Raw genomic sequence first — 23945 nt, 5'->3', positions numbered from 1 at the left:
GGTCTAAAAAGCGCGCTCGTTGCTCCGCTCAAAATCGGCCAAATTGAAGGTGATTCGAGTGCGCGCAAATCCCCGCAAAATCCGCGCACGCCGCGCACAGTAGGTAAGAGACTTCTATCCCCAGAATTCGGGTCTGCGACGACTCCCCAACCGTCGGGACTTAGCGCACGCGCGCAAAACGGTCCAGAGACTCTATTGAGCGATCTGGTGGCCCCATTCGGCTCCCTCGATGCTACATATCATAGTATTGGATTAGAGGGGGTCACCAGTTCTGCGCGAATCGCGCGCAGGGTGTCGATTTTCCCTGAAATCGGGTCGAGATCGACAATCCGGGTTTGTTTCGCCCGCCGTCGAGTGGCGACGACCCTTCCGAACATCACGATGAATCTATGACGAATATAGACGTAACAAACGACGCAATCCCGGCCAATATCCGCTCTATCGAGAACTGGATTCTCTGGCGTGAGGGAGAGCGCAACGGGAAAGCTACCAAAATCCCGACTAAACCGTATCGCACCAGCGGTGATATCAACTGCGACGTCACCAATCCCAAACAGCGCCGCGACTTCGACACTGCGTGGGAGGCACTCAACGACTCCCGCGTGCCCGGCGATGGCCTTGGCTTCGTCTTCACCGACAACGTCTCCATCACCGGCGTCGACCTCGATAAGTGTCGTGACCCTGATACAGGCAAGCTCGAAGACTGGGCCGAAGATATCATCGACCGACTCGACTCATACACCGAAGTGTCTCCCTCCGGCACGGGTGTGCATATCCTCGTCGGGGGCGAACTGACCGCCGCCGGGAATCGCCGGGGTCGCGTTGAGATGTACGACTCTGATCGCTACTTCACCGTGACCGGGGCGCACCTCGAGGACACGCCCACGGAGATTCGGAAATGTCAGGACGAGTTAGACGCCGTTCACGGTGAGTACATTCGTGGCGAGTCCAGCTCGGATGGGCAGTTGAGTCTCGCCGATACCGCCGCGAGCGATGCCTCAGAAAGTGGAGGTAATCGTGGCGGTCGGCGTTCCACCGACGTCCCTGGTCGGCAGAGTGAAAGCGCACTCGTCGAGCGCTACGGTGACGCCTTCAGAAACATCCGTGACCCGGCCATCCGAGAAGCCCTCGAGCGGGTCCAGACGAAGTACCTTCCCCCGGTGTGCCCCAGTACGTTTGCCGACCTCGCAGGGCCCGGTATCGAGCTATCAGATGGCGAGATTCTGAAGCGGATGTACGACTCGCAAGGTGGCGACCGGAAACGCCGCCTCTACGAAGGCGATTCCTCGATGTGGGGGTCTCACGATGCCGACTATCCGAGCCAGTCTGAAGCGGATATGGCGTTCGCTCATACGCTTGCGTTCTGGACGGGGAAAGACCCCGATCGGATGGACGCGCTCTTTCGTACCTCCGGGTTGATGCGACCCAAGTGGGACGGCCAACACTACTCGAGTGGTGCGACCTACGGCGGCGTCACTCTCGCCCGCGCGCTCCTCCGAGTGGATGACCACTACGAACTCCCGAGTGACGATGGGGTGAAGTTCTCGAAGGCCGACGGGCCAACGGCATCGTCCTCTCCCTCGACCTCGGCCTCGGATATCCCCGCGAATGACGTGGCATCCTCAGCATCCGCTCAGAAGCCACAGGACTCCGCTGGTGCGGCCGGGAGTTCTTTCGTGAGTGATGGCACGTCTGCATCGGCCGAGGCCGCTCCGAGCGCCCCAGGTCCGCTGCACACGGATGACGCCGCGACTGCCGCCGAGAGTTCCCCCGACGTACTCCTCGGCCTCGACGGCGACAACGACAGCGACAGTGGGGCCGACGACGGAGGTGTGGGTGTGGATATGGGGGTGGACCCGGCCGCTGCTGCGGACGCGGCTGCGAACGCCCCCACTGGACAGTCAACGTCGACGGCCATGCGCGACGCTTCCCCCGCCTCGAACGACCGGGGCAAGTCGACCCCTGGTGGGAGCGTCACTCCCGAGGGCGTCTCGCCCGCTGCTCCCGACGGGACGGACATCGACTCCGACCTCGATGAGAGTACGCAGCGGATGATGACCGAATCCGTCACGAAAGCCGGTGGCAACTGGTCGCGGACCAATCCCCATCTCGACGATTCCGAGAAACATCCGACGGATTGGACCGTTGGTCCCATCGAGGGTCGAACGCCGACAGCCCAGGCGATGAAGGTCGCTCGCGAGGACAACCGCGTACTGGCGCGGTATCAGACCCGCCTCGAAGAGCGGCTCCGCGATCTCGCGGATGTTCAGGAGGAACGTGACCGCTACAAGTTCACCGCCGAGACCTACCTGAAGGCGATGGACGAGCTGATGGGCGAACGCGAACGCTACCGGACCCAGCTCAAGCGGGCCGGCTTGTTGTCGCCGGCGGATGCCGACCTTCCGGACGACCCCGTCAAGCGGCTCAAGCAGATTCTCCGCCCGCTGGTCCGTCGCGAAGACGTTGCGACGGCCAAGGAGACGCTCTCCGGCCTCGACGCCGTCCTCCGCGAATACGAGGAGGCCAACGAGCAGATCCAGGCCGACGAACGTGAACGCCGGAAACAACGAGGGATGTTCTCCCGCTTCTTCGGCTAACTCCGCTCCCCGGCTTTGCTGGTGGGGTGGTCGCCGCGCGTCTCTCCCGCACGGCCAGCGGTGTGCCCCTCCTCGTCGCTGCGAAAGTATTGGACCCCAAATGGGGTGAGGGATTTGAGATGACCAACATCCAGTCCGACGAGCGGCGCACCGATACCAACCACACGGCCGAGCGCGAGCCGGTCAGCGTGTCATTCAAAACGGGCGAGGAACCCGAGTTCCGCAAGCCCGACCACGACCCGCACGGCGAGACCTTCGCCGCGGTCAGCCATTCGTTCACCTCGTGTGACGGTGGCTGTGGGACCAGCGGCCTGGTCCCGACCGCGCTCCTCGAGGACGCCGACGGCCTCACCGGGTGGCCCCCCTTTGACGTCCTCTGTGAATCCTGTGCGAACGCGGTCGTTCGCGACGACTACACGTTCTAATCCACATCATGTGCTAAGAGCAGGATTCCAGGCTTAGGCTTCAGAGCAATCCACAGGGGATGACCAATTCGGTATGCGTGCTGCTAGAAGGGAGTAATGGACAATCCTTGACTCTATCTCGACAACCCCTCTTCCGGGGTAGTACCAGTATGCAAGGGGATTGGGGGGTGGGGGAACCGGTGCCTCTGACATCTCCCGGCATCAACAGGTTACCTTAGAAACATATAATCCTAGGGCCTACCAGAGAGAAATACAACTCGAATACGCTCCCGACATCGGCTACAGTCACTGGAATTCAGAATCGAGCGAGACTTTCAACGAAGACGAGTTTGGCTTTCCCCTTTGACGTGGGTATTGGCCCCCAAAGGGGGTGAGGGAAGTGAGAGAGGGCGTGACGACGTCCATCTTCTCGATCTTCGACCTCACGAGCGGCTCGATGCGAGCAACGCCGATCTGTTGAAACTCCGCCACTGGCGGTTGTCCTGCTTGCGATTCCCGAAAGTATTGGCCCCCAAAGGGGGTGAGGGAAGTGCGGGTGGGGCGAGGCGCGTCCTCGTTCTGTCCTGCTCGTGAAATCCCCCTCAGAGAGACTACTATGAGTGCAAACTCCAACCTCAGCGTGGAGCAGCGTGCGGCAGACATCAGCGGCAAGTTCGGCGAGATGGGCGTTGACGTGCCCGCTTCGACCGTCCAGGAGCGAATCGCGGCTATGCAGGAGTTCAGCGTCCCACTCGAGGAGGCGACCACGACGACGGTTCGCAACCTCGCAGCGGAGTACGACCTCGACGACGGCGACCTGTCCGAGGACATCTCGGCGCTGGCGGGCTTCGGTGGCGACGCGAGCGGCTCGCACGCCTTCGAGCGCGTCATGCTCGGCGACATCGCAGACGTCGGCCCGGAGGAATGGGTGGACGTCCGAGCGCAGGTCGTCGACCTCTGGGAGCCCAAGCACGACTCCATGCGGCAGGTCGGCCTCATCGGTGATGAGAGCGCCCAGATGAAGTTCGTCGTCTGGCAGAAGAACACTGAGAGCCTGCCTGCCCTCGAGGAGGGCGTCACCTACGACATCGCCTCGGCCATCACCAACGAGTACGAAGGCAAGTACTCCATCTCGCTCAACAAGGCCAGCGAGGTCACCGAGGCCGCCGCCGAGGACGCCGTCGAACCCACCGACGGCAAAGTGCGCGCAACGGGCACGCTCGTCGCCCTCGAAGACGGGAGTGGCCTCATCAAGCGCTGTCCCCACGAGGACTGCACCCGCGTCGTCCAGAACGGCCGCTGCTCCGAGCACGGCGAAGTTGATGGTGTGTTCGACCTTCGGCTGAAAGCCATCCTCGACGACGGTGAGCGCGCTGTCCGAGCGCTGTTCAACGCCGAGATGACCACTGCTGTCAGTGGCATCACGCTCGAGCGAGCGAAGGAAATGGCCGCTGATGCCCTCGACGCCAGCGTCGTCGGCGCAGAACTCCGCGCCTCGCTCATCGGGAAGACCTTCGACGTGCGTGGCCCGGTCGTCGGCGAGTACTTCCTCGTGGACGAAGCGGTCGAGACAGGCTACTCCGCGGACAACCCCGGCCTCAACGACGCGAGCATGGCCCCGGCCGTCACTCAGCGCCAGCCGGCCAAGCGCCTGTTCGCCGAAGAACTCAACCAGGCGACCCACTCGTTCACCCGCCCCGAAGACGAGGGTGATGACCGAGCGCCGAAGTTCACGCTCCTGCCGAGTGGCGAGGCAGCCAACCGCGTGTTCGTCGTCGGGACGCTCATCGAGACGGCTGACGTCGGCAGTGACTCCGAGTTCTGGAAGGGGCGCGTGATGGCCGCTGGTGAGGCCGCCAACCTCTACGCCGGGCAGTACCAGGCAGAGGCAATGGACGTGCTCCGGTCGGCCGAGACGCCCTCGTACGTGGCCGTGGTCGGCAAACTCCACCACTACGAGACGGACTACGGCGTGAAGGTGTCCATCCAACCTGAGTCCATCACGGTCGTCGACCGCGAGGCCCGTGACTCGTGGGTGGCCGAGACCATCGACGCGACCCAGCAGCGCCTCGGCGCGCTCGCCAGTCGCGACTCCGACGCCACCGACGCCGTCCAGTCGGTGTACCAGTCGGATGTCTCCGACATCGAAGTGGCAGTCGAGGCGGCCATCAAGGACATCGCGCCGGAAGCGAGTCCCGCTCAAGCCCAGTAAGGGGCGAGCCGTCCCCACCTCTCGGAGGCGTTTTTTGACGCTCGAAGCCCCTGATCCGGTTCGGCTAGCGCTCCCCCGGTTGTGAGAGGCCTGTCGCTTCCGCCCCGCCCCGTTCCGCCGCCCCGCTCCGCTCCCGGCCTCGCTTCGCTCGGCCGGTTACCGATGCGGTTCGACCCCCCCCGGACGGTCACTCTCGGGCCGAGTATTGGTCCCCTAAAGGGGGTGAGGAAGTCGAGCAGCGCGGCGTGTCGCCGCGACGTCGACGACACTCGCGTCGTTCCGATTCCGAGCCAGAGCTCCAGCTCGATCTCGATCTCGATTTTGTCCGCGGCGCGGCCATGCGCCGCCGACCCGACCGAACCAATCAGTCTTGACTCACCTTCGACTCCGACCACGAATTATGTCCATCCGATATTTACCCCCGGTCAATGTACCGCTCCTGACCACCGCCGTCTTTTCGATGTTTATCACCGCCTACGTCGGGATGATGTTCCTCGCTGTCGATCCGCAGTTCGTTACCACCGGCCTCTGGACCGTCTGTGTCGGTGGCTTCGCAGTCTCGACCGCATACATCGTCATCTCGACGATCCGACGCATCCTCCACGCGTTCACCCGACCGTCCTGGTAGCCGGCGGTCGCTGTGCATCGAATATCCAGTTTTGCTCATGTCGTTGAGGGCGTGCTGAGGACCACGGATTTCGGTCCCTCGACAGCCGTGACCCCACACTCGAAATCTTCTTTACGAATTGAATTGGCTGAATGCACTCCCCGACCAGACACTAAGCCATCGACCTCGCGCACCGTTCGTTCTGGTACTTTCTCGAAAGGAGGGTGTCCCCGGCCATCCTTACGTGAGAGGCCGAGTTCCCGTGCTTGTACGGGCAGTGGGATTGGAACTGGCTTTGCTATCGGCTTCGGCGTTACAGTCATCCGCGGCTAATCCACCGCTAGAGACTGCTCCGCTGATCCTACGCTCGGCACTGGTCGAGCAACTTCGCTCGCTTGTGGCAGGAGACGTGGGAAACTGTCCTAATCCCCGGTGGATGTGTGCCCATCCATGGAGGGGTGTCGTCCGTCGTAGGAGGGTGTTTTGGGCACGACATCAGTTGGTTCCTTAACATAATAAATATTATGACTTTCGGGGTCACAATCAGAATACTGGGTTCGAATACCCCGGAAGTTGGATTGAGGTAGAGTACTAAAGGCCAGTATTAGCGCTATACCACCTGTAGGGCTTCGTTTCACTATGAAGTTTGAAGAGACGGAAGACTACCTCGCCGAGGAGCTTGACCTCGAGGCGTCACTCTCCGGCCTGTCCCCTGAGGGCGCATCTGTCACCGCGTCCGGCTCCGACGCCGTTTCCACCGCTGGCTCCTCCACTGCTAACGACGCCCGCCGAACCCCAAGGACAGTCAACGGAATATCCTTCATTCGCACACCCAACTCCCGCTTCGCGATGCGCGAACTCTCCTCCGCTGAGGCCGCTTTGAACTGCGCCAACACCGTCACGACCACCAACGCGAAATCCGTCGTCGAAAGCGCCGCCTCATACTCATACCCGCAGGACGGACACGCGACGTCCTGAACGACGATCTCCGAGTACCGCGCCGACGTCTGATTCACCCTCTTGCCCACCTCCGACACCGCGATGTTGATCACGTCCTGGACGCCCGTCGTTCCCGCCACCACCCATGGAACCGACAGCTGTACCTCAAACCATGTCTCCTCCCCACCGTGCCCAGACGTCGTCATACTGTTGTTCCATATGCGTCTCACCCGTATGAGGACTCGTTGGCTACATTGAATGTGGAACTACACCCACCACATTCTGGTCCGCACGATATCTACCGAAGCACAGGCTGCTTCTGGGGGGTTCGTGATCCGCGGTTCGGGAGGCTGAGGCGCTGCTCGGTGGCTACAGGTCCGGTTTTCGAAAGAGGGTTTAGTTGGAATTCTGAGTTCAATCGGTAGGGAACTCGGGGGTGCTAGGGTTCGTTACAGTTCAGGACATAACCAGGGAACGGGAAGTACCGTTATCGAGGGCTGTCGAATCTGAGCCTGTATCCGAATCTGAGTGCGGGTATCAGCTGTGCTCATACACGTACGCATACTCAGACAGCTCCTCCATCGAGTGACTCGGTGTACTCGGTGAGACGCTGTTCGGTGTATTCCTTACAACTCTCAACACCAGCGCGTGCCAGGCAGAGTGGGTGGAATCGAGACGCTACGACCGGATCGTAGTTCATGTCATCGTTCCGGACACCACAAACCCAACACGACGAGGGGTCACGAGGCGAGTCGCCGTTCACGAATCTCATCGACGCGTTTGCCTTAAAGAGACCGAGTGCCTCAGGGTGGTCCGTGAGGAATCGGCGGTTTCGCTTCATCTGACGCTCTTGCTGTGCGAGCTGTTTGCGTTCGGCTATTGCTTGAACGCGGTCGGAGACACGAGCGAGTTCGTCTTCGATGAGCGTCTCGAGCAGCACTGGCGACGGCCAGGTTGTCGAAACATCACCTGAGAACTTCGCAGCGGAACTCCGGGGAACAGCCTCACCAGCATCAGACGAGCGCGACGACTGACTAACACGCTGAGGTGTCGCAGGCGTCGAGCGAGTCGATGCGGTGATCGGTGCACGCTCGAGAATCTGAATCTCGGATTCCCAGCGCGAGTCGAGCTTCGGTTGACCCTGGTACGTCTGGTTGGACTTCTTGTACGGTAACTTGAAGTCAACAAGGCGGACCACGTCACCTTCGTTCGGCTCGGCGAGAATTTTCTTCGAGATGATTACTTCTCCATCGGCGTCATCCGGGTCGGCCGTTGATGCAGTAATTTCCTCTTCGCTTGACTCCCAGACAGAGACACGAACTTCATCCTCGCGGCGATCTCCATCCTTGACGATCATCCCGAATTTCAATCCAGGGACGTCAGCATGGTAGACCTTCTTCACGACGCCTTGCGTGGTGAGATAGCCTTTCGAGGACCAGAGGTTCGCCTGTAGAATCGCGTTGATTCGCAGGACGTTTCTCGGGTTCGTTGCTTCGTCTTCGAGGAGTCTGAGGAATGCCGACGTCACATCTTGTCCATCCAGCACACGCTGTGCAAGGTCGGACGCGACTTCGACGGGTCGGCGACGAATCTCGTGGACGGTCTCAGCCTGGAGCAATCTGCGTGCTTCAGTCAAGACCTCCTCACGAAGTTCGGAATCCTCAGCGTCGAGCTCCCGAAGGGGCTCGGCGAGGTCGTAGAGTTGCTGGGCGACGGTCTGTTCACGACTCGCAGGAGCAACACCAGCACGCGCGCTCCGGTAGCGAGCGAGCAAGTCGGTGTGTGCATCCAACGTCGCAGCCAGGCCAGTCAGGTGTCCAGCAGCGTCAATTCCCGCAGAGACTCTCTTTAGCTCTGCATCCAACGCCAGCCGGCGCTCGATACCAGGAATCGACGATCGAGAGTACTCCGCTGGATTCGCAACGAGAGTCCGGAGTGCGACTAACTCCCCAGAGGGAAGCGTCACTTCCAGATCGTCCGTTCCGACACCCTCTGCCTCGCGTGGCGTCTGCTCATCCTCGGGGATGGCCTTCAGCGCACGCAGCCGGCGAGTGTGTGCATCCAGCTGGTCTTCAGGGACGAGTGTTCGTCCAAGGCGCACCGGAACCTCCGTCGAACTGATGGGGTCGTACTCATCGAAGCCAGATGCCGTGCCCGTCAACTGGTCGCCAGTCGGGTCGGTCAGGCGGTCGTGGCCCATGTAGATGTACTGCCCACGTGCGATGACATCAGATTCAGAGAGCGCATCAGCGGGTCGTCCGCGAGCGTTCATCTCAGTCCTCCGCTCATCACTCCGAGACGCGACCATCGGTTGGTCATCATACCAGCCGTAGACGCCCTCGGATTCACGTTCGAGTTCAGAACCGAACTCGTGCGCACCTGTACGCTCGGACTCACGCTCGAAGTCGACACCGGCATCGACATCGACGAAGACATCGACATCGGAGTCGAATTCGGAGTAGGGATCGGTGGTCGAGTGTTGTCCATCCACGGTGCCACGGAACTCACGCTCAGTTGAGACTGCGGACGGCGAGTGGGAACTCGCGTCTGCGTTCGTGTCTGCATCGAGGTTGAGCCACCGACGAATCGTCGGAGATTCCACTCCGTCGTCGAGACGGCGGACCTCCTCGGTGGAGAGGCGAACCGTCGCCGGGAATCCGTGGTCTGCCGCCTGTGAGAACAGGCGAACAGTGTGGGTGGGGTGCTCATGTTCGTTGTTGTGTTCGATTTCGGTACTGCCGTTCTGTTGTCCGTCCTCAGTGAGGTCGGACCTGTCGGTGTATCCACTCATAACAAGCTCGAAAAGCGCCGTGCTTTCCACTCTCAGAGAGGCGAACAGCAGTCATAACTGTATCGCGGTATCCCTGCGCTGTCTATCGATTCCTACGTTGTAATCCCCCACAATCCCGCGTACATTCGACGAGCCTCTGGCGCGCGACGGACGACCACCCACGAACGACCACGTCGAACAGGGCTACTCAGGACAGAAACTCGCTAATGGAACGGCGCTCCCGCTCATCGAAAGTAGAGTGGAAAGGCGAATGTGCCTTTCCGAGCTTGTTATGATGAGCCGTTCAAGGCTCACTGTAGCTACTCCACGCTTGGATATAACGATATCGTCGAGGGACCTCGAAGACGGAACTATCCATCGCTAGCTCTGCTGGTAGTCGAGTCTCACGGAGGATTGCTTCCAGCGTTCAGCGGATCATATGACTGGCTGTGGTAGGCGACACGCCAGAGTTTGAGCACAGCACGAGTAACCAGTGCCTCCGGTGACTGCTTGATGCAGGATTCCTCTACCTCGTCCGGGTCTGAACTCGCATTAGGTGGTGGGTGATAATGCTCGAGACCGGGCACGTGGATATAGTCCCCATCGTGTGGATGCTTTCCCCACCGAAAGTTCACGCCCTTGGAGTCGGTATAGTGAAACTTGTAGTCTCCACGGACTGTCCACTGGACGTCAATTCGCCCACTATCGGCCCCACAAAGGCCATCCTTGAGGCTGATCTCAAGTACAGACGGGTTGAGATAGTCGTCGAGTGAAGGTGTCGCGAGGGGCTCTGTCTCGTCGATAATATCGCGGATTGTAATCAGGGCTGATCGGTCAATCGGCCCACGGAGCGAGTGGCTCTCCTCCGTTCCATCTGGATTCGACATCGACTAGGCCGAAATACTGCGGTCGGTCGAGCGACGATCACCATCGACAAATCGTTCGGCATTCGCGATCGAGAGGGCTGCGTTTGCGAACGCGAGGTTGCGCCGGAGCGTCTGCCACTCTTGAATCGTCTCCGAATCAATTTCCGGCTGGTCCGATGCTCTATCCTCGAGTGTCTGGTTCGTCTGCTCGACGGCTAGCTCTTCAGGCGAATCAACGCCGTATTCAGAGCGATACTCGTTGAGCTGATCGCGCATCTCGCCGATACGCGTGACGAGTTCATCCGTCGAGACGTGCTCGAGGATATCTGCCGCCTGCTCAACGACGAGCGATTCGGGGGACCGGCGGTACGTTGTCCCACCGTGCTCGCCGGTAGCCGTCACGACAAATCCCTCGTCGGCGAGTGCATTGAGGTGCTTTCGAGCCGTCTTCGGCGAGGTGAGAGCGTCCTCGGCGACGGTGTCTGCCGACACGGGTGAATACGTGTGGGCGATAACGTGGCGGACACGCTCGTACGGTGTCGTCTCCTCCTTCCAATCCTCTCGGACCTTCTCGTTGATATCCGCGAACTCGGCCAGCGCTCGATCACTCATACTGGTTCCTTTGTGGTGTGGGAATATAGTATTTTGCCACGGGACTATGTTACTCCACTTCCACATCCTGTCGTCCACTCCCGGTCGTTCCGGGTTCCACGTCACATACGCTGTTCGAGGAGCCCTGTGAGGACTGTACCAGGTTGTGTCGCTGGTAATCGAACTCCGCCTCCACAGACCGGGCTCGGCTAGCTCTCGCTCAGTATTGGCCCCCAAAGGGGGTCGAGGGGAGTTCGAGAGGAGGATGGCCGACAGCCGCCCGCCTCCCGAATCATCCACCACGGAGTGACCTACCGATGACATACTACCACGACGGACAGCACCGCCTCTCAAACAGCGACGTTGAACAAGACGACCGCTTCGACGAACTCCGGCTGCGCGGGCTTTACGAGAGTCCCCACCTCGAGAGCGACTGTCTCGGCGTCCGCCTCGAGAACGCAGGCGAACTCATGATGGCCGCCCGAACCCAGCCCGAATACGACGAGTTCGGCCTCGAAATCGAAGGCACCGGCGGACAGGAACTCGACGCCTACTGGGTCGGCGCGAGCCTCCGCACCACGCAAGCCCGCGACATCGACCCGATGGACCTCGCCGACGAGGACCTCACCGGACTCCCACTCGAAGCCCAAGAACGCCTCCACGGACTTCGCGAAGAACGTAAACGCCAGCGAGAGAAAGCCCTCGCCGCACACGTCGCCGGCATCGACCGTGAAACACGGCGCCGGGAGGAACTCCTCACCGAGTACCGCGAGCGCCGGGCCGACTACAACGACCGCGTCATCGGCGACAACATCCACTCCTACGACCCGTTCGAGCAGCTCGACGAGGAAACCACCCAGCGCGTGCACGACGCTGCCGACCGAATCACCGACCGCCTCGTCACGCCCCCGAACAAGCCCATCCTCGAACACCGCCTCGCCAGCAAGGTCGCCCGAGGACAGGACCTCTTCACCGCCCAATCGAACGTCCTCGACGAACTCTACCAGGAAGCGGGCGTCATCCAGCCCATCTCTTCCGTGCCGATCATCCCCTCGAAGTACAACGTCGAAGCCGACATCCAGGGGACCGTCACGCGACTCTGGCAACCCAAATCCCGCACCCAACAGCAAGTCGGCCTCATCGAAGACGACACCGGGACCATCAAATTCACCGTCTGGACGAAATCCAATCAGGGAACCATCCTCCACGAAGGCGACCTCGTGCGCGTTGTCGCCGGGAAAGTCGGGAAATACCAGGGCCAAGCGACGCTCGCCGCCGACTCCGAGACTCGCATCACGGTCATCGAGGCTGGCGACGGGCCAGCGCCACGCGGCGACATCTCCAACGTCGACTGGGCGAAATACGCCAAAGCAAATCGTGAGCGCGGCATCGAACAGCCCTTCCAGCGGCACGGCGGCCGCTCGATACCCGCGCTCGGCACACCCGGTGTGCAGGAAGTCTCTCGTCCCGTCCACACGCCGGTCGACCGTCTCGACGCCGAAGAGAGCGGGCAGATGGACGCCCACGAATGGCTCAAAGCCACCGAAATATTCGACGAAGACGGCGGCATCCCACTCCCGACCTGGTGGTGCGAACAGGCTAACGTCGTCTCCGTCCTCGTCGACGCCGACGCCGACCGAGACGCGATTCACGCCGCCGTCCACGACGTCATTGCCACCTCACAGCCCGACTCGACTCCCGTCCCAGACCATCCCGTCCCACAGGGCAAGCGCCGTCTCTGGGCGCTCGTGCGCAACCTCGACCACTTCGGAACCGCACTCGAGGACGAGGACTCGGGCGCTCCCGACGAGTCCATAGCAGCCATCGAGGACGCCAGCATGAACGCGCTCACCGGCGTCGCGACTCCCGACACCTCCGAGACGACGGCGACGACAGAGCCGAGCCTCGGCCTTCCCACGACCACCTGCCGGTGTCCCGAGTGCTCCCACGACCGGGCGCACTACCGACTCGTCCAACTCCGCTCCATCGACGAGCCACCGACCAGACTCCTCTCGTGTGCCAGTTGCGGCCAGCGCTGGCGCGACGACAGCTAACCTCACACTCATGTGCTCACATACCAACTCCAATCCCGATAGCAGCGACACCGATACCGATACCGATACCGACGCCATTCCCACCGACGAGGAGCTGTTCGACCTCGATATCGTCGACGGCGAAGATCCCTCGCGAGCGGTCAATCCCGACGACCGATACCGGCCTGACCCACCGGGGCCAGGCCCGACCGTCGGGACGCGCTTTGCCACGCTCCAAGACGGGTCGTTCGCCATCATTGAGCGTGCCGCCCTCGGCGGATGGATCAGCGCCGACGAAACCATCAGTCTCGAAGACGCTCGCTGACCGAGCAGGCCAGGACTCGCAGACCGTCGCGATCAGCAATCCCTCCCAGAGTTTTTGCTCCCCAAGGGGGGTGAGGGGAATCAGAGGAGAGACGAGAGATACCGTGTCTCTCACGGCTCTCGTGTGCCTCGTTCCGACGCTTCTCGGCCCGTCTCCTTCGTGGAGAAACTCCCCCCGAAGCCACCTCAAACAGCCATCGAACCAGAACCAAAACTCGAACCAATGTCCACCAACGCAACACCCGCAGATTCGGCGGTCAACGCCTCCAGCGACGACCTCGCGACGGCTGCGACCACCCTCATCGAACAATTCCCCGACGACGCCGGTGATGAAGCCCTCCCGAGTGTCGACGATATCGTCACCCGGCTCGACCAGATGGTCAACGGCTACAACGTGCCGCTCGACGAGGCTACTCGCGCCACGCGCAACCACTACCTCGACGTGCTCGGCATCGAATACGACGACCTCGCACTCTCCTCGCAGAGTGCCGGCGACACGACGCTCGACGAAATCAACACCGACGGCCAGTGGGTCAGAGTCACCGTCAAAGTCGTCGACCTATGGGAGCCGACCAGCGACAGCATCGCCCAGGTCGGGCTCATCGGCGACGAGAGCGGCCGACTCAAATTCACCAAGTGGGCCAAAGCCGACCTTCCCGAACTCGACGCGGACGGCGTGTACCGAATCGACAACGTCGTCACCAGCGAGTACGAAGGCCGCTACTCCATCAACCTCAACTCCCGGTCGGTCATCGAACCCGTCGATGACGATATCGAAGTCGGCGACAACGCAGAGGAGTTGACTATCGAGGCCCCGATGGTCGCGATCCAGTCCGGAAGCGGGCTCATCAAGCGCTGTCCCCACGACGGCTGTACGCGCGTCCTCCAGGACGGCCGGTGTGCCGAACACGGAAAGGTCGAAGGCGAGTTCGACCTCCGCATCAAGGCCGTCTTCGACGACGGCGTGCGCGTCCAACACGCCATCTTCGACAAGGAGGCGACCGAAGCCCTCGCCGACATCACCATCGAGGAGGCCAAACAGCAAGCGATGGACGCTCTCGATACGAGCGTCGTCGCGAACGACCTCACCGACGCCCTCGTCGGTCGCTACTACCGAGTCAGCGGCCGCGTCATCGGGAAATACCTCCTTGTCGATGAGGCCGACCCACTCGCGTAGGTCCACGCCCCGCCCACTACCCTCTCCAATTCACACTAATGAGTAACTCAGCATCCACAGCCGACAGCAGCACCGACAGCAACAGCACCCAGCGACAGGGCCGACAGGTCGCAAAGCGCGCCTTCGCCGCCGAACTCAACGAGGCAACCCACGTCTTCAAAGAGAGTGACGAGGAGCGCGCCCCGAAATTCGCGCTGCTCCCCAGCGGCGAGATTGCGAACCGCTACTTCCTCGTCGGGACCGTCACCGAAGTCAACGACGTTGGCAAGGACAGCGAATATTGGCAGGCCCGAATCGTCGATCCCACGGGGACGGTGTTCGTCTACGCCGGTCAGTACCAGCCCGACGCCGCCGCGTTCCTCTACGGCCTCGAACCCCCCGCGTACGTCGCTATCACCGCCAAGCCCAGCACGTACGAAACCGACGACGGCAACGTGAACGTCTCTCTTCGGCCCGAGACCATCACCCGCGTCGATGAAGCCACCCGAAACCAGTGGGTGCGCGAAACCATCGACCGGACGGCCGCTCGCCTCGATGCCTTCGAGAACGGAGGCGAGGACGGCACCGACTCGACCCCCTACGTCGCGATGTGCCGTGAACAGTACGGGGACAACCTCTCGCTCGAAGTCTACCACGACGCCCTCAACGACGCTCGCGAAGACGTTGGGATGGACGCCGTCCGCTACGACGACGCCGATGGCGAGGTTGAGGTCGAAGCCGAGGCCGACACCAAGGGCGGCTACACCCGCGTGTACGACACCGACGACGCCGACCAGAGCGATGACGGCGACCACGACACCGACAGCAACAGCGAGTCCGACCCCGAGGGGCCGACGAAAGAGGGGGCCATCGACGAAGCGGCCCTCGCCTCGGCCGTCGCCAACGCCGGCCTTGAGGAGTGATTCGTCGCAAGACCTTCCACAACAGCACTCCAACACGGTCGTTCTCTCTCAGGGGGATACGCAATCATCCCACCCTCGTCTCATCCGCGTTCGAGTAACCGAATCGAACGCGAGTGACACTCCACACGCGACGCCCGATTTTCCGTACAGCGATGCTCCTTAACCTGAGTCGCCCCGCTCCACCAACACGCCCACTTTGTCTCCCTCGAATCGGTGGAGGGCACTCGTCCGAAGCACCAATGGCAACACTCCAAGTCAGCACCGCCTCGAACGCACCGACCGTCGACAACGAACGCGTCGACGAACTCCGCTCCTTCCTCACCGAGTGGCTCCTCGGAACCGGCCCATTCGATGACCTCACCGCCGACGTCATCGAACCCGAACAAGACGTTGACACCGACGTGCAGACGGATAGCGATACCGAGATCGGCGACACGCCGTCGCCGTATCTCGTCCTGTACGGCTACGCTTCCTTCGGGCCAGCACACCGCCCGACCGTCCGTGACGCTGCCCGCGACCACCTCGACGCCGACGGCGAGCTCGAGGGCCTCAGCGACGACGACCGCGACGCCCTCATCGACGCCGAAACCGAGGACCTCGTGTACGACTACCAGCACGAACACGCCGAGGACTTCCTGCGCGAACTTGCAGCATACCTCACCGAACCGTTCATCGTCCAGACCGCCGGCTACGAGAAATGTCGCTTCCCGCTCGTCGGCTACCAGTACATGGTCGACCCCGATGGCGAAATCACCCACGTCTCACTCGCCTGAGTGCTCGTCGCCCCCGGCCCGCAACTCGGACCTTGAGGACGCTCTCGAATCCCACTCACACTCGACTGGCTCCACTACTAGACTCTCTCATGACGTTCTACGCCCGTCTCTCCGGCCACCTCACGTACCGAACGCACGACCACCTCGACGCTGCGATCCAGCGCCTCATCCGTGGTGCCTGGCTCAACACCGACGAACAGTGGCTCCTCAAAGGCCACCCCCGGCAGGTACGCGCCGAATCCACCATCGACCACGAACGCAACCTCCTCGTTATTCCGCCCGGCGTCTACCAGAACCTCGGGCGAATCACCACCGAACTGTTCGCCGGGGCCACCGACGGCCTCGTCGTCACGTCCTCGAGCGACAACTGCTTCGACGCCTGGGTCGAGACCCCACTCCTAGACGCTGCTGACATCCCCGCCGGTGACGGCGGCGACGTCTCCTCGATAGAGTGTATTGACCTCGAACAGCTTGCGCGCTCGAACGGCCTCGGCATCAAACGGCTCGGCGATCCCGGCCACGAACGGTGGCAGCGCGACGTACTCGACGCCTTCCACGCTCAGTACGACCCCGACGTCCACGAAATCCTCGAATCCCCCTCCGCACCACCCGAGTGACACCCCGAAGCCGGTAACTGTGCATCTCCACGACCAGCCAGCCAGTCATCCCACCCAGCTATCCATCCATCCAGCCATGAACTCAAATCCAACCGATACGCCAGACACGTTCGCCGACCTTCGTGAGCGATTCGACGAGGAATGCGTTCTCTACGCCCTCTCGAAAGCCCGCGAAATCGACTCCGAAAATCCCCCGACAGTCTTCTTCCTGGACGAAGAGACCGGCCGCGTCTATCGCGTCCTCGATGCCACGCGTGGCTCACCCGACTCCGGGTGGTTCGTCCTCGCCCTCGGCGGCCCCAACGTCGACGACGGCTACGAACGACAACTCCGCGTCCACGACTCGGATACCCACCACGTGCTTCTCGAATCCGACCTCGAGTACTACGCCTACGACGAACCGACGCCCGCCGACGACGTCGTGACGACCAGCGACGGCTCCTTCATCATGCGGGTTGGCGAGCCCCCCATCCCGGTCAAAAACGCCGCAGAAAACGAGGCATCCAATGAGTAACTCTGACCGTACAGACGCCAGCGAGCGTGCTGTTGACCACTCCATAGAGGGCGCCGAGGACTCAGCGTTCGACCCGCGAACCACGACCTACTCCTGTGAGGTCTGTGGCCAGGACCTCTCCTTCCGCGAGTACGTCGCCGTCGGACCAGCGACGCCCGCCGCGAAACACCTCGGCCTCGACCTCAACCTCGCTCCCACCTCCGAGTCCGATTCTGACTCCGATTCTGACACTGAAGACACCGACGCCAGCTTGAGGCGTACCCACTTCGTCGTCTGTCAGGAATGCTTTGAGCAGGCGGCTGCCGACATCGCCGGGAACGGGATGAGCGATCACCGACTCGGCCGTCGCGCCGCGTATCCACTCACCGAAGCCGGCGAACTCGACTTCCAGACGATGGCCGACGACCTCGGAATCGCTGAGGTCGCTCCGTACTCCAGAGTATTCATCACCGACGGCACGGGCCACGTCCGGCGTATCGTCTCCTGCGATACCGACCGGGGACTCGTCCGTCTCCGCGACGAATACAACGGCCAGGAATACGACGTCGAACTCGCCGACCTCTGGTCGGACTGGCGCTACGACGACCTCCAGTACCGCAAGCGCGCCTTCCTCGACTACGACGACTTCGTCATCGACGATGAACGCCGCCCGGCGTTCGAGACACTCCTGGACGCGGCGAAAGCCCACGCCGCTGCACAAGACGGAGGGGATGAAGCCCTCGATGAGGCCATCCGCCTGTTCACCAACCTCCACGAACTCCCGTGGACGAGTCGGTGATGTCGGATATACTAATTTGCCCAGGAACAGACAGAACCGGCGTGCTGAATATAGAGGGTGTATTCAGCAAGCTAAAGATGTCAGAAACTACCCTGCTCGTATCTCGTCGAGGGGCGTCAGCCGGAAGGTGCCATACATGACCGCTATCACGAACCCAGTGGCAACGGCTGCGAATACTGTCGCAGGGAGTTCGAGGAATAGCCGAAGTCTATACACACCGTACACGAGTCCAACGGCCACGTATCCGCTAGAAACCACGGTCGAGAGCCGGTAACGACCTGTGTACGACGAGTAAAGTCCAACTACTATTGCGAGAAGCCCACCGCCTGCCATCACCGCTACGATGAACGCGGCATAGGCGACCCCGGGGCCACCTTGCCCGACGCCCGGCGGATTTACGATAACCGACCCGACAGACAACACCCCGAGCAGTATCAAGAAGACGGCGGTCATCTGACGGGTCGCCATACTGAAAACCGTCTATTCGCAGTAATGAGTCTTCTGCCGCTTGGGACTACGCACCCTCTATCCAGCACAGTTACTGAAATTTGTCACCAATTTCGACCGAGCTCCAAGCCGAGCGTGTAGGCGAGAAGAAAGACGAGCTGTTGACCCGCGATGTACCAGCCTCGGGTGGTGGCAATGATGATGGTCACCCCCACCGTCTCGCGGGTTCAACTTCTCATACATATACGTTTTCCACAGTACTCGCTGATGCGACTGTGGGCCGCCGTCTAACCCTTGGGAAGTCGCGGAGCGAGCATGGACGCGATATCCATCAGTTCCCTGCGAAAGACGTACGGCGATACCGTCGCCGTCGACGACCTCAACCTCTCGGTGTCCAAGGGAGAGGTGTTCGGCTTTCTCGGTCCGAACGGGGCGGGCAAGTCGACGACTATCGACCTGCTGTTGAACTACGCGTACCCCACCGCGGGCAGTCTCACTGTCCTCGGTCACGACGCCGTGAGCGAGTCGAAGTCTGTCCGCCAGCGAATCGGCGTACTCTCCGACGGCTACGCACTCTACGACCGGCTGACCGGTCGGGAACATATCGAGACGGCTATCGAACTGAAGGACGCCGACGACGACCCAGACGCGGTCCTCAGACGGGTCGGCGTGGCCCAGGCCGCCGACCGACCGGCTGGCGGCTACTCGAAGGGGATGAGCCAGCGCCTTGCGCTGGGGATGGCTCTGGTCGGTGATCCGGACCTCCTCGTCTTCGACGAACCGTCGACCGGTCTCGACCCCGACGGTGTCCGGACGCTCCGACGAATCGTCCGCGAGGAGGCCGACCACGGTGCGACGGTGTTCTTCTCCAGCCACGACCTCGATCAGGTCGAGGCGGTCTGCGACCGCGTCGCGATACTGAACCGAGGGCAGTTGGTGGCGGTCGACACAGTCGACGGTCTGCGCGAGCGCCTCGGTGCGACCGCGAGGCTGTGGGTCGACGCTAATCCACTCCCTGCCCCCAGTCCCTTCGGGAGTATCGATGGGGTCGGCTCCGTCGCGGCTGAGGACGGCCGGCTGGTCGCCGAGTGTGAGGACGGAACGGCGAAGTTCAGTCTCCTCTCTGCCATCCACGACTCGGAGGCCAGCCTGGTCGACTTCGAAACCGAGGCCGCATCGCTGGAGGACCTGTTCACCGCGTCTATCGTTGGCACCGCGGAAAACGTGCCCGCCGAGGATGCAGCGGGTGACGCGGACGAGAGCGACTCCCAGGAGGTGAGCGGATGAGCGTCGCTGGCCTCGCCCGGAAGGACCTCCGAGATACGAGTCGATCGCGGATGGTCTGGGGGTTGACAGCCGTGTTCACGCTGTGTTCTGTACTCGGCGTCTCGCTGTTCGCTCTCGTCGGGGCCGACGGGGCGACGGCGATCGAGGCGGTCGGCGCGCTCACCCTCCCCGCAGTCCTGCTGGTTCCACTGGCTGCCATCGTCGTGGGCTACATGGCTGTCGTTGGCGAGCGCCGCTCGGGTAACCTGAAGCTCCTGCTCGGATTTCCAGTCTCCAGGCTGGCCGTGGTCGCCGGGAAGGTACTCGGCCGCACCGCGGTCGTCGCCGGCTCCATCGCGGTTAGTTTCCTCGCCGCAGGGGTCGTCGGCACCGTACTGTACGGTGGCTTCTCCCTCGCTCGCTACGCGGGCTTCACCTTCGCGACGGTCGGCTTGGGCGTGGCGTTCGGCGGCCTCGCGGTGGGAATCTCGGCTGCAGTTCGATCCCGGGGGCGGGCGTTGGCGCTGGCCGTCTGCGCGTACGTCCTGCTCGTGATGGTCTGGCAGCCACTCGTCGGTGGCCTCCACTACGCCGTCACCGGGTCAATCCCGGGCCTCGAGGTGCCAGCCTGGTATCTGCTGGTCGAACGGCTCTCGCCGACGATGGCCTACCAGATGCTCGTCGAGGCCGCGCTGGGCGTCCCCACAAACGCGTCGATATTCTCCATCCGTCCGCCAGCCGCGACTACCGCGGAGCAACTGGGTGGAGGACCGGTCCCAGTACACCTCTCAGCCTCCGCATCGGCGGTTGTCCTCGCGCTGTGGGTCGTGATTCCGACGTTGATTGGTTACTGGCGGTTCCGTAGCAGCGACCTGTGACCGGCTCGCGCCCTCTGTATCGGTCACACCGCTATTGTCAGATGATGGGTAGTCGGGTCAGCATGTGCTGGATAGAGGGCGCGTCTCTCGCATGGCCCTACGTACCGCGTATGAGTCGCCCGTTCAGACGGTCCCGTCGAGTTCGACGAGGTAGCGCGTCTGCGCGACGACGAGTTCGTGGAGCGGCCGTCCGGGCGGGGCGAGCAGCACGACGCCCGCCACGCCGTCGAGGCGAGCGGCAACGCGGGGGGCGAGCATCGCCCCGAGGCTGTGGCCCGCCACGACGGTCCGGTCCGGGTCGGCACCGTCGAGCGACCGGAGCGTCTCGACCGCGGCGACGGCGTCGTCCGTGTACTCGTCGTCGATCGTCAGGCTCGCCGCATCGACCTCGCAGGCAGCGGTCCGCTTCGTGTAGCGGAGTGCGGCGTTCCCGGCCGTCGCCAGCCCGTACGCGAGGTCACGGTACGGCTGGTTCGGGCCGACCGTCCCGTTCAGGTCCGTCGGGCCGGAGCCACCGAGGAAGACGAGCGACGGGCGTCCGTCACCACCCTCGGCGGACGGCGTAGCGAGCTCACCCGGAATCGCGCAGTTCCCCGGTCCGCGGATCCCGACGTCGCGCGTCTCGAACGCCTCCCGGTCGACGTACGCTGGTGGCGTCCACTCTGCGCTCGCGGGTGCGACGATCTGGAAGCCGACAACCAACCCGTCGTCGTCGAACACCAGCCGGAGCCCCTGTCGGGCCTGGCTGAACTGGACGGTGACGACGATGGCCGCGAACGACTGGACGGTCGTCCGCTCGGCGCCCTCCACGTCGACGTACGCACCGTTGGCCCGCTGGAGGTCGGCCCAGATGCTCTGGAGGGCGGCGGCGCTCACTTGGTCGGCGACGCTCGGGGCGAACACCTCGCGGGCCGTCTCGTACTCGCCGGTGGTCAGCCGCTCGACGAACCCGAGCGCCGCCTCGCGGAGTTCGGCGTCCGTCGGCGTGCCCTCGGGGGTCTCGGTCTCCGTCTCGGTCGGCGTCTCCGTCGCGGTGTCGGTGGCCGTGGCTGTCGCGGTCGGTGTCGGCGTGAGGGTCTTGGTCCCGGTCGGTGTCGGCGTGAGGGTCTTGGTCCCGGTCGGTGTCGGCGTGAGGGTCTTGGTCCCGGTCGGTGTCGGCGTCGACTCGGTCCCGCCACACCCGGCGAGACCGAGCGCCACGGCCGGTGTGGCGAGACGCAGCAGCCGGCGACGGCTGTACCGGCGTGGTTCGCGGTCACTCATCGGCGATTCCTCCGGCGGGGGTGTCTGGGCGTGTCGGGGAGGGCTCACGGTGGTCCGTGAGTCGGGCGCTCCTAAGCCGTTTCCTGCAGGGGATTGCAGTTCGCTCACGACTGGAGGTGGACATAGTAGTCGAAGACGTCCGCAGCCGTGGGCGGCTCGACGGCGTGCACGTCCTTCCGGCCGGCGACGACATCCGGGTCGGCGCCGGCCGCGAGGAACCCGCGGCGACCCGCGTCGGTCTCGAGCAACCGCCCGCTGCGGAGCACGCCCGTCGGGGGGTCACGGACGGTGTCGTCGACGACGACGACCGGCGGCGTCGACTCACGGAGCGCGACCGGATCGCCGTCGGCGACCACGCCCCCGGGCCCGAAGAAGACGAGTCGGTCGGCCGCACGGATGTCGCGCGGCGAGTGGCTGGTGACGACGACCGTCCGCCCCGCGTCGGCCAGCTCGTCCAGCATCGCGTGGAACCGCTCGACGGTCGTCGGGTCGAGTGCGGCCGTCGGCTCGTCCAGGAGGTAGAGCGGCACGTCGACCGACAGCGTCAGCGCCAGTGCCAGCTTCTGCCGCATCCCACCGGAGTAGTCCGTCACGCGGCGGTCCAGCGCGTCGAGTCCGAGGCGGTCGACCAGCTCGCGCCACCGGTCGGTCGCGCGTGGGTGGAGCGACGCGTAGAACGCCGCGTTCTCCCGTCCCGAGAGTTCGTCTATCACGAGGCCGTCCTGCAACATGAACACGAGTCGCGACCGGGCGTCAGCGGGTGGGTCGCCGAACACCGACACCGACCCCGCGGACGGCTTCAGCCCGCCCGCGAGACACGAGAGCAGGACGGTCTTGCCGCCCCCGTTCGGACCCATCAGCAGGGTCGTCTCCCCGCGTCGGAGCGTGAGATCGACCCCGTCGAACACCGGGTCTCCATCGAACGACTTGGCGAGGTCGGTCGCCTCGACCGCCGGGGTGGCGTCGCTCGACACGTCACTCACCCCCCTCGCCGTCGTAGATGCGACGGCGCATCACGACCGCCCCCAGCACGACCCCGGCGACGGCGTAGCCGACGAGGAGGAGGGCCGACGTGGCCCCGGTCGGGAGCGCGGGCGGCACAAGCGGCGTCCCCGTGCCTGAGCCGACCGGGACGAGGTGGTGGACCGCCAGCCGCGTCGCCAGCGAGTTCGGAAGCACGTTCACCAAGTCGCCGAGCGGTCCCGGTGCCATCGCCGGCAGCAGCCCGTTGTAGCCGGTCAGGAAGAACAGCGCCAGCGTGCACATGTTGGTGACGCCGACGACGTACTCGCCGTCGTCGAGGACGGAGGCGACGAGGACGGCCGCCCCCATCGCGAGCAGGCAGAACAGCACGAGCGCAGCGAGGACGACGGGTATCGAGACGACGGAGCGGATCGCGAGCGTCCCGTCGAGGGCGACACCGAGGGCGAGCACGAGCACGAACGAGACGAGCGCGAGCGCCAGCCCCCCCGTGAACCGCCCTAGCACGTCCGCCGCGGGCGAGACGGGGAGCGACCGGAGTTTTCGGTAGCGCTTGGCCTTCAGGTCCGCACTCAGCGCGGTGGCGAAGATGACGAGCGAGACGCTGAACGCGCCGAACACGCCGAACACCACCGCGTTCGCCCCACGCTGCACCCCCAGGTCGCCCAGCAGGACGCCGAACACGAGGAAGAAGAACGCCGGTGCGGCCACCCCCCAGACCAGCGCCGCCCGGTTGCGGAACAGTTCCCGGAGCGTCCGGAGGGCGAACGCGCGGGCCTGTCGCTGCCATGCGACGGCCGCGGCACCACGGTCCGTCTCCGGACCCGTCCAGGACGCCCCCGTGCCACCTCCGGATTCGGTCACGCCCACCTCACCGTCGCTCATCTGCCCGCCTCCGGCGGCTCGGTGGTCGGTTCGGTCCCGTCGAGCGGGAGCCGTTCGGTTCCGGGCGTCGGCCGCTCCGGCGCGCGGGCCGAGGGTGGTGGCGTCGTCATGGTGTAAAGCT

22 protein-coding genes are annotated in these 23945 nt (G+C 63.4%); 14 read left to right on the top strand and 8 right to left on the bottom strand.

The window, feature by feature from the left end; all coding sequences use genetic code 11:
* Positions 1-389 precede the first annotated feature (389 nt).
* The 4 genes from ACSG06_RS17300 (at position 390) to ACSG06_RS17285 (ending at position 5841) form a co-directional block, all read left to right on the top strand.
* Positions 390-2597, top strand: coding sequence for a phage NrS-1 polymerase family protein (locus tag ACSG06_RS17300; RefSeq protein ID WP_440991539.1), 2208 nt, complete (start codon positions 390-392; stop codon positions 2595-2597).
* Between the two features lie 119 nt (positions 2598-2716).
* Positions 2717-3022, top strand: a complete 306-nt coding sequence (locus tag ACSG06_RS17295; protein ID WP_260644049.1) for a hypothetical protein — start codon at positions 2717-2719, stop codon at positions 3020-3022.
* A gap of 595 nt (positions 3023-3617) precedes the next feature.
* A complete protein-coding gene (locus ACSG06_RS17290) occupies positions 3618-5213 on the top strand; it encodes a hypothetical protein (protein ID WP_440991538.1) in 1596 nt (531 codons plus the stop codon).
* A 460-nt stretch (positions 5214-5673) separates the two neighbouring features.
* A complete protein-coding gene (locus ACSG06_RS17285; protein ID WP_440991537.1) occupies positions 5674-5841 on the top strand; it encodes a hypothetical protein in 168 nt (55 codons plus the stop codon).
* A gap of 641 nt (positions 5842-6482) precedes the next feature.
* On the opposite strand, the gene ACSG06_RS17280 is transcribed toward ACSG06_RS17285, so the two are convergent.
* The 4 genes from ACSG06_RS17280 to ACSG06_RS17265 form a co-directional block, all read right to left on the bottom strand.
* Positions 6483-6965, bottom strand: coding sequence for a DUF555 domain-containing protein (locus ACSG06_RS17280; RefSeq protein ID WP_440991536.1), 483 nt, complete (start codon positions 6963-6965; stop codon positions 6483-6485).
* A gap of 359 nt (positions 6966-7324) precedes the next feature.
* A complete protein-coding gene (locus tag ACSG06_RS17275) occupies positions 7325-9550 on the bottom strand; it encodes a hypothetical protein (RefSeq protein ID WP_440991535.1) in 2226 nt (741 codons plus the stop codon).
* A 383-nt stretch (positions 9551-9933) separates the two neighbouring features.
* Entirely contained in the window at positions 9934-10416 is a 483-nt protein-coding gene (locus tag ACSG06_RS17270; RefSeq protein WP_440991534.1) for a toxin-antitoxin system TumE family protein, read from the bottom strand.
* 3 nt (positions 10417-10419) lie between these two features.
* Complete coding sequence (locus ACSG06_RS17265; RefSeq protein ID WP_440991533.1) at positions 10420-11007, bottom strand: DUF7342 family protein; 588 nt, start codon at positions 11005-11007, stop codon at positions 10420-10422.
* 296 nt (positions 11008-11303) lie between these two features.
* Between ACSG06_RS17265 and ACSG06_RS17260 the strand changes: the two genes are divergently transcribed.
* The 8 genes from ACSG06_RS17260 to ACSG06_RS17225 all read left to right on the top strand — a co-directional run bounded on the left by ACSG06_RS17260 (position 11304) and on the right by ACSG06_RS17225 (position 18104).
* A complete protein-coding gene (locus tag ACSG06_RS17260) occupies positions 11304-13040 on the top strand; it encodes a hypothetical protein (RefSeq protein ID WP_440991532.1) in 1737 nt (578 codons plus the stop codon).
* A complete protein-coding gene (locus ACSG06_RS17255; protein WP_440991531.1) occupies positions 13003-13344 on the top strand; it encodes a hypothetical protein in 342 nt (113 codons plus the stop codon). Before ACSG06_RS17260 ends, ACSG06_RS17255 begins: the two co-directional genes overlap by 38 nt.
* A 222-nt stretch (positions 13345-13566) precedes the next feature.
* Positions 13567-14520, top strand: coding sequence for a replication factor A (locus ACSG06_RS17250; RefSeq protein ID WP_440991530.1), 954 nt, complete (start codon positions 13567-13569; stop codon positions 14518-14520).
* A gap of 38 nt (positions 14521-14558) precedes the next feature.
* The gene (locus ACSG06_RS17245; RefSeq protein ID WP_440991529.1) at positions 14559-15422 is read left to right on the top strand and encodes an RPA family protein; all 864 of its coding nucleotides are present in this window, start codon (positions 14559-14561) and stop codon (positions 15420-15422) included.
* 239 nt (positions 15423-15661) lie between these two features.
* A complete protein-coding gene (locus tag ACSG06_RS17240) occupies positions 15662-16195 on the top strand; it encodes a hypothetical protein (protein ID WP_440991528.1) in 534 nt (177 codons plus the stop codon).
* Between the two features lie 89 nt (positions 16196-16284).
* Positions 16285-16812, top strand: a complete 528-nt coding sequence (locus tag ACSG06_RS17235) for a hypothetical protein (protein WP_440991527.1) — start codon at positions 16285-16287, stop codon at positions 16810-16812.
* A 19-nt stretch (positions 16813-16831) separates the two neighbouring features.
* Positions 16832-17326: a hypothetical protein gene (locus ACSG06_RS17230; RefSeq protein WP_440991526.1), complete on the top strand. Its 495-nt coding sequence runs from the start codon at positions 16832-16834 to the stop codon at positions 17324-17326.
* Positions 17319-18104 (top strand): hypothetical protein, encoded by a 786-nt coding sequence (locus ACSG06_RS17225; RefSeq protein WP_440991525.1) that lies wholly within the window; start codon positions 17319-17321, stop codon positions 18102-18104. The genes ACSG06_RS17230 and ACSG06_RS17225 overlap by 8 nt, the downstream gene beginning before the upstream one ends.
* Before the next feature lie 87 nt (positions 18105-18191).
* Here ACSG06_RS17225 and ACSG06_RS17220 read toward each other — a convergent pair whose 3' ends face one another.
* Entirely contained in the window at positions 18192-18572 is a 381-nt protein-coding gene (locus ACSG06_RS17220) for a hypothetical protein (RefSeq protein ID WP_440991524.1), read from the bottom strand.
* A 294-nt stretch (positions 18573-18866) separates the two neighbouring features.
* Between ACSG06_RS17220 and ACSG06_RS17215 the strand changes: the two genes are divergently transcribed.
* Both ACSG06_RS17215 and ACSG06_RS17210 read left to right on the top strand, forming a co-directional pair.
* Positions 18867-19838: an ABC transporter ATP-binding protein gene (locus tag ACSG06_RS17215; protein ID WP_440991523.1), complete on the top strand. Its 972-nt coding sequence runs from the start codon at positions 18867-18869 to the stop codon at positions 19836-19838.
* On the top strand, positions 19835-20695 hold the full coding sequence (locus ACSG06_RS17210) for an ABC transporter permease (RefSeq protein ID WP_440991522.1): 861 nt from the start codon (positions 19835-19837) through the stop codon (positions 20693-20695). The genes ACSG06_RS17215 and ACSG06_RS17210 overlap by 4 nt, the downstream gene beginning before the upstream one ends.
* A gap of 123 nt (positions 20696-20818) precedes the next feature.
* Here the strand turns inward: ACSG06_RS17210 and ACSG06_RS17205 are convergent, their stop codons facing one another.
* The 3 genes from ACSG06_RS17205 to ACSG06_RS17195 form a co-directional block, all read right to left on the bottom strand.
* Positions 20819-21958, bottom strand: a complete 1140-nt coding sequence (locus ACSG06_RS17205; protein WP_440991521.1) for an alpha/beta fold hydrolase — start codon at positions 21956-21958, stop codon at positions 20819-20821.
* Between the two features lie 104 nt (positions 21959-22062).
* Positions 22063-22941, bottom strand: a complete 879-nt coding sequence (locus tag ACSG06_RS17200; RefSeq protein ID WP_440991520.1) for an ABC transporter ATP-binding protein — start codon at positions 22939-22941, stop codon at positions 22063-22065.
* On the bottom strand, positions 22934-23824 hold the full coding sequence (locus tag ACSG06_RS17195) for an ABC transporter permease (RefSeq protein WP_440991519.1): 891 nt from the start codon (positions 23822-23824) through the stop codon (positions 22934-22936). Before ACSG06_RS17195 ends, ACSG06_RS17200 begins: the two co-directional genes overlap by 8 nt.
* Between the last annotated feature and the right edge of the window lie 121 nt (positions 23825-23945).

Origin of the sequence: Haloarchaeobius baliensis, from assembly GCF_052060055.1 — an archaeon.
GTDB lineage: Archaea > Halobacteriota > Halobacteria > Halobacteriales > Natrialbaceae > Haloarchaeobius > Haloarchaeobius baliensis.
Note: the sequence above shows the minus strand (reverse complement) of the source record. Positions and strands in the feature narration are given on the sequence as shown.

Coding starts and splice junctions, on each gene's coding strand:
- ACSG06_RS17300 (WP_440991539.1), top strand. CDS start 390: ATGACGAATATAGACGTAACAAACGACGCAATCCCGGCCAATATCCGC.
- ACSG06_RS17295 (WP_260644049.1), top strand. CDS start 2,717: ATGACCAACATCCAGTCCGACGAGCGGCGCACCGATACCAACCACACG.
- ACSG06_RS17290 (WP_440991538.1), top strand. CDS start 3,618: ATGAGTGCAAACTCCAACCTCAGCGTGGAGCAGCGTGCGGCAGACATC.
- ACSG06_RS17285 (WP_440991537.1), top strand. CDS start 5,674: ATGTTTATCACCGCCTACGTCGGGATGATGTTCCTCGCTGTCGATCCG.
- ACSG06_RS17280 (WP_440991536.1), bottom strand. CDS start 6,965: ATGACGACGTCTGGGCACGGTGGGGAGGAGACATGGTTTGAGGTACAG.
- ACSG06_RS17275 (WP_440991535.1), bottom strand. CDS start 9,550: ATGAGTGGATACACCGACAGGTCCGACCTCACTGAGGACGGACAACAG.
- ACSG06_RS17270 (WP_440991534.1), bottom strand. CDS start 10,416: ATGTCGAATCCAGATGGAACGGAGGAGAGCCACTCGCTCCGTGGGCCG.
- ACSG06_RS17265 (WP_440991533.1), bottom strand. CDS start 11,007: ATGAGTGATCGAGCGCTGGCCGAGTTCGCGGATATCAACGAGAAGGTC.
- ACSG06_RS17260 (WP_440991532.1), top strand. CDS start 11,304: ATGACATACTACCACGACGGACAGCACCGCCTCTCAAACAGCGACGTT.
- ACSG06_RS17250 (WP_440991530.1), top strand. CDS start 13,567: ATGTCCACCAACGCAACACCCGCAGATTCGGCGGTCAACGCCTCCAGC.
- ACSG06_RS17245 (WP_440991529.1), top strand. CDS start 14,559: ATGAGTAACTCAGCATCCACAGCCGACAGCAGCACCGACAGCAACAGC.
- ACSG06_RS17240 (WP_440991528.1), top strand. CDS start 15,662: ATGGCAACACTCCAAGTCAGCACCGCCTCGAACGCACCGACCGTCGAC.
- ACSG06_RS17235 (WP_440991527.1), top strand. CDS start 16,285: ATGACGTTCTACGCCCGTCTCTCCGGCCACCTCACGTACCGAACGCAC.
- ACSG06_RS17225 (WP_440991525.1), top strand. CDS start 17,319: ATGAGTAACTCTGACCGTACAGACGCCAGCGAGCGTGCTGTTGACCAC.
- ACSG06_RS17220 (WP_440991524.1), bottom strand. CDS start 18,572: ATGGCGACCCGTCAGATGACCGCCGTCTTCTTGATACTGCTCGGGGTG.
- ACSG06_RS17215 (WP_440991523.1), top strand. CDS start 18,867: ATGGACGCGATATCCATCAGTTCCCTGCGAAAGACGTACGGCGATACC.
- ACSG06_RS17210 (WP_440991522.1), top strand. CDS start 19,835: ATGAGCGTCGCTGGCCTCGCCCGGAAGGACCTCCGAGATACGAGTCGA.
- ACSG06_RS17205 (WP_440991521.1), bottom strand. CDS start 21,958: ATGAGTGACCGCGAACCACGCCGGTACAGCCGTCGCCGGCTGCTGCGT.
- ACSG06_RS17195 (WP_440991519.1), bottom strand. CDS start 23,824: ATGAGCGACGGTGAGGTGGGCGTGACCGAATCCGGAGGTGGCACGGGG.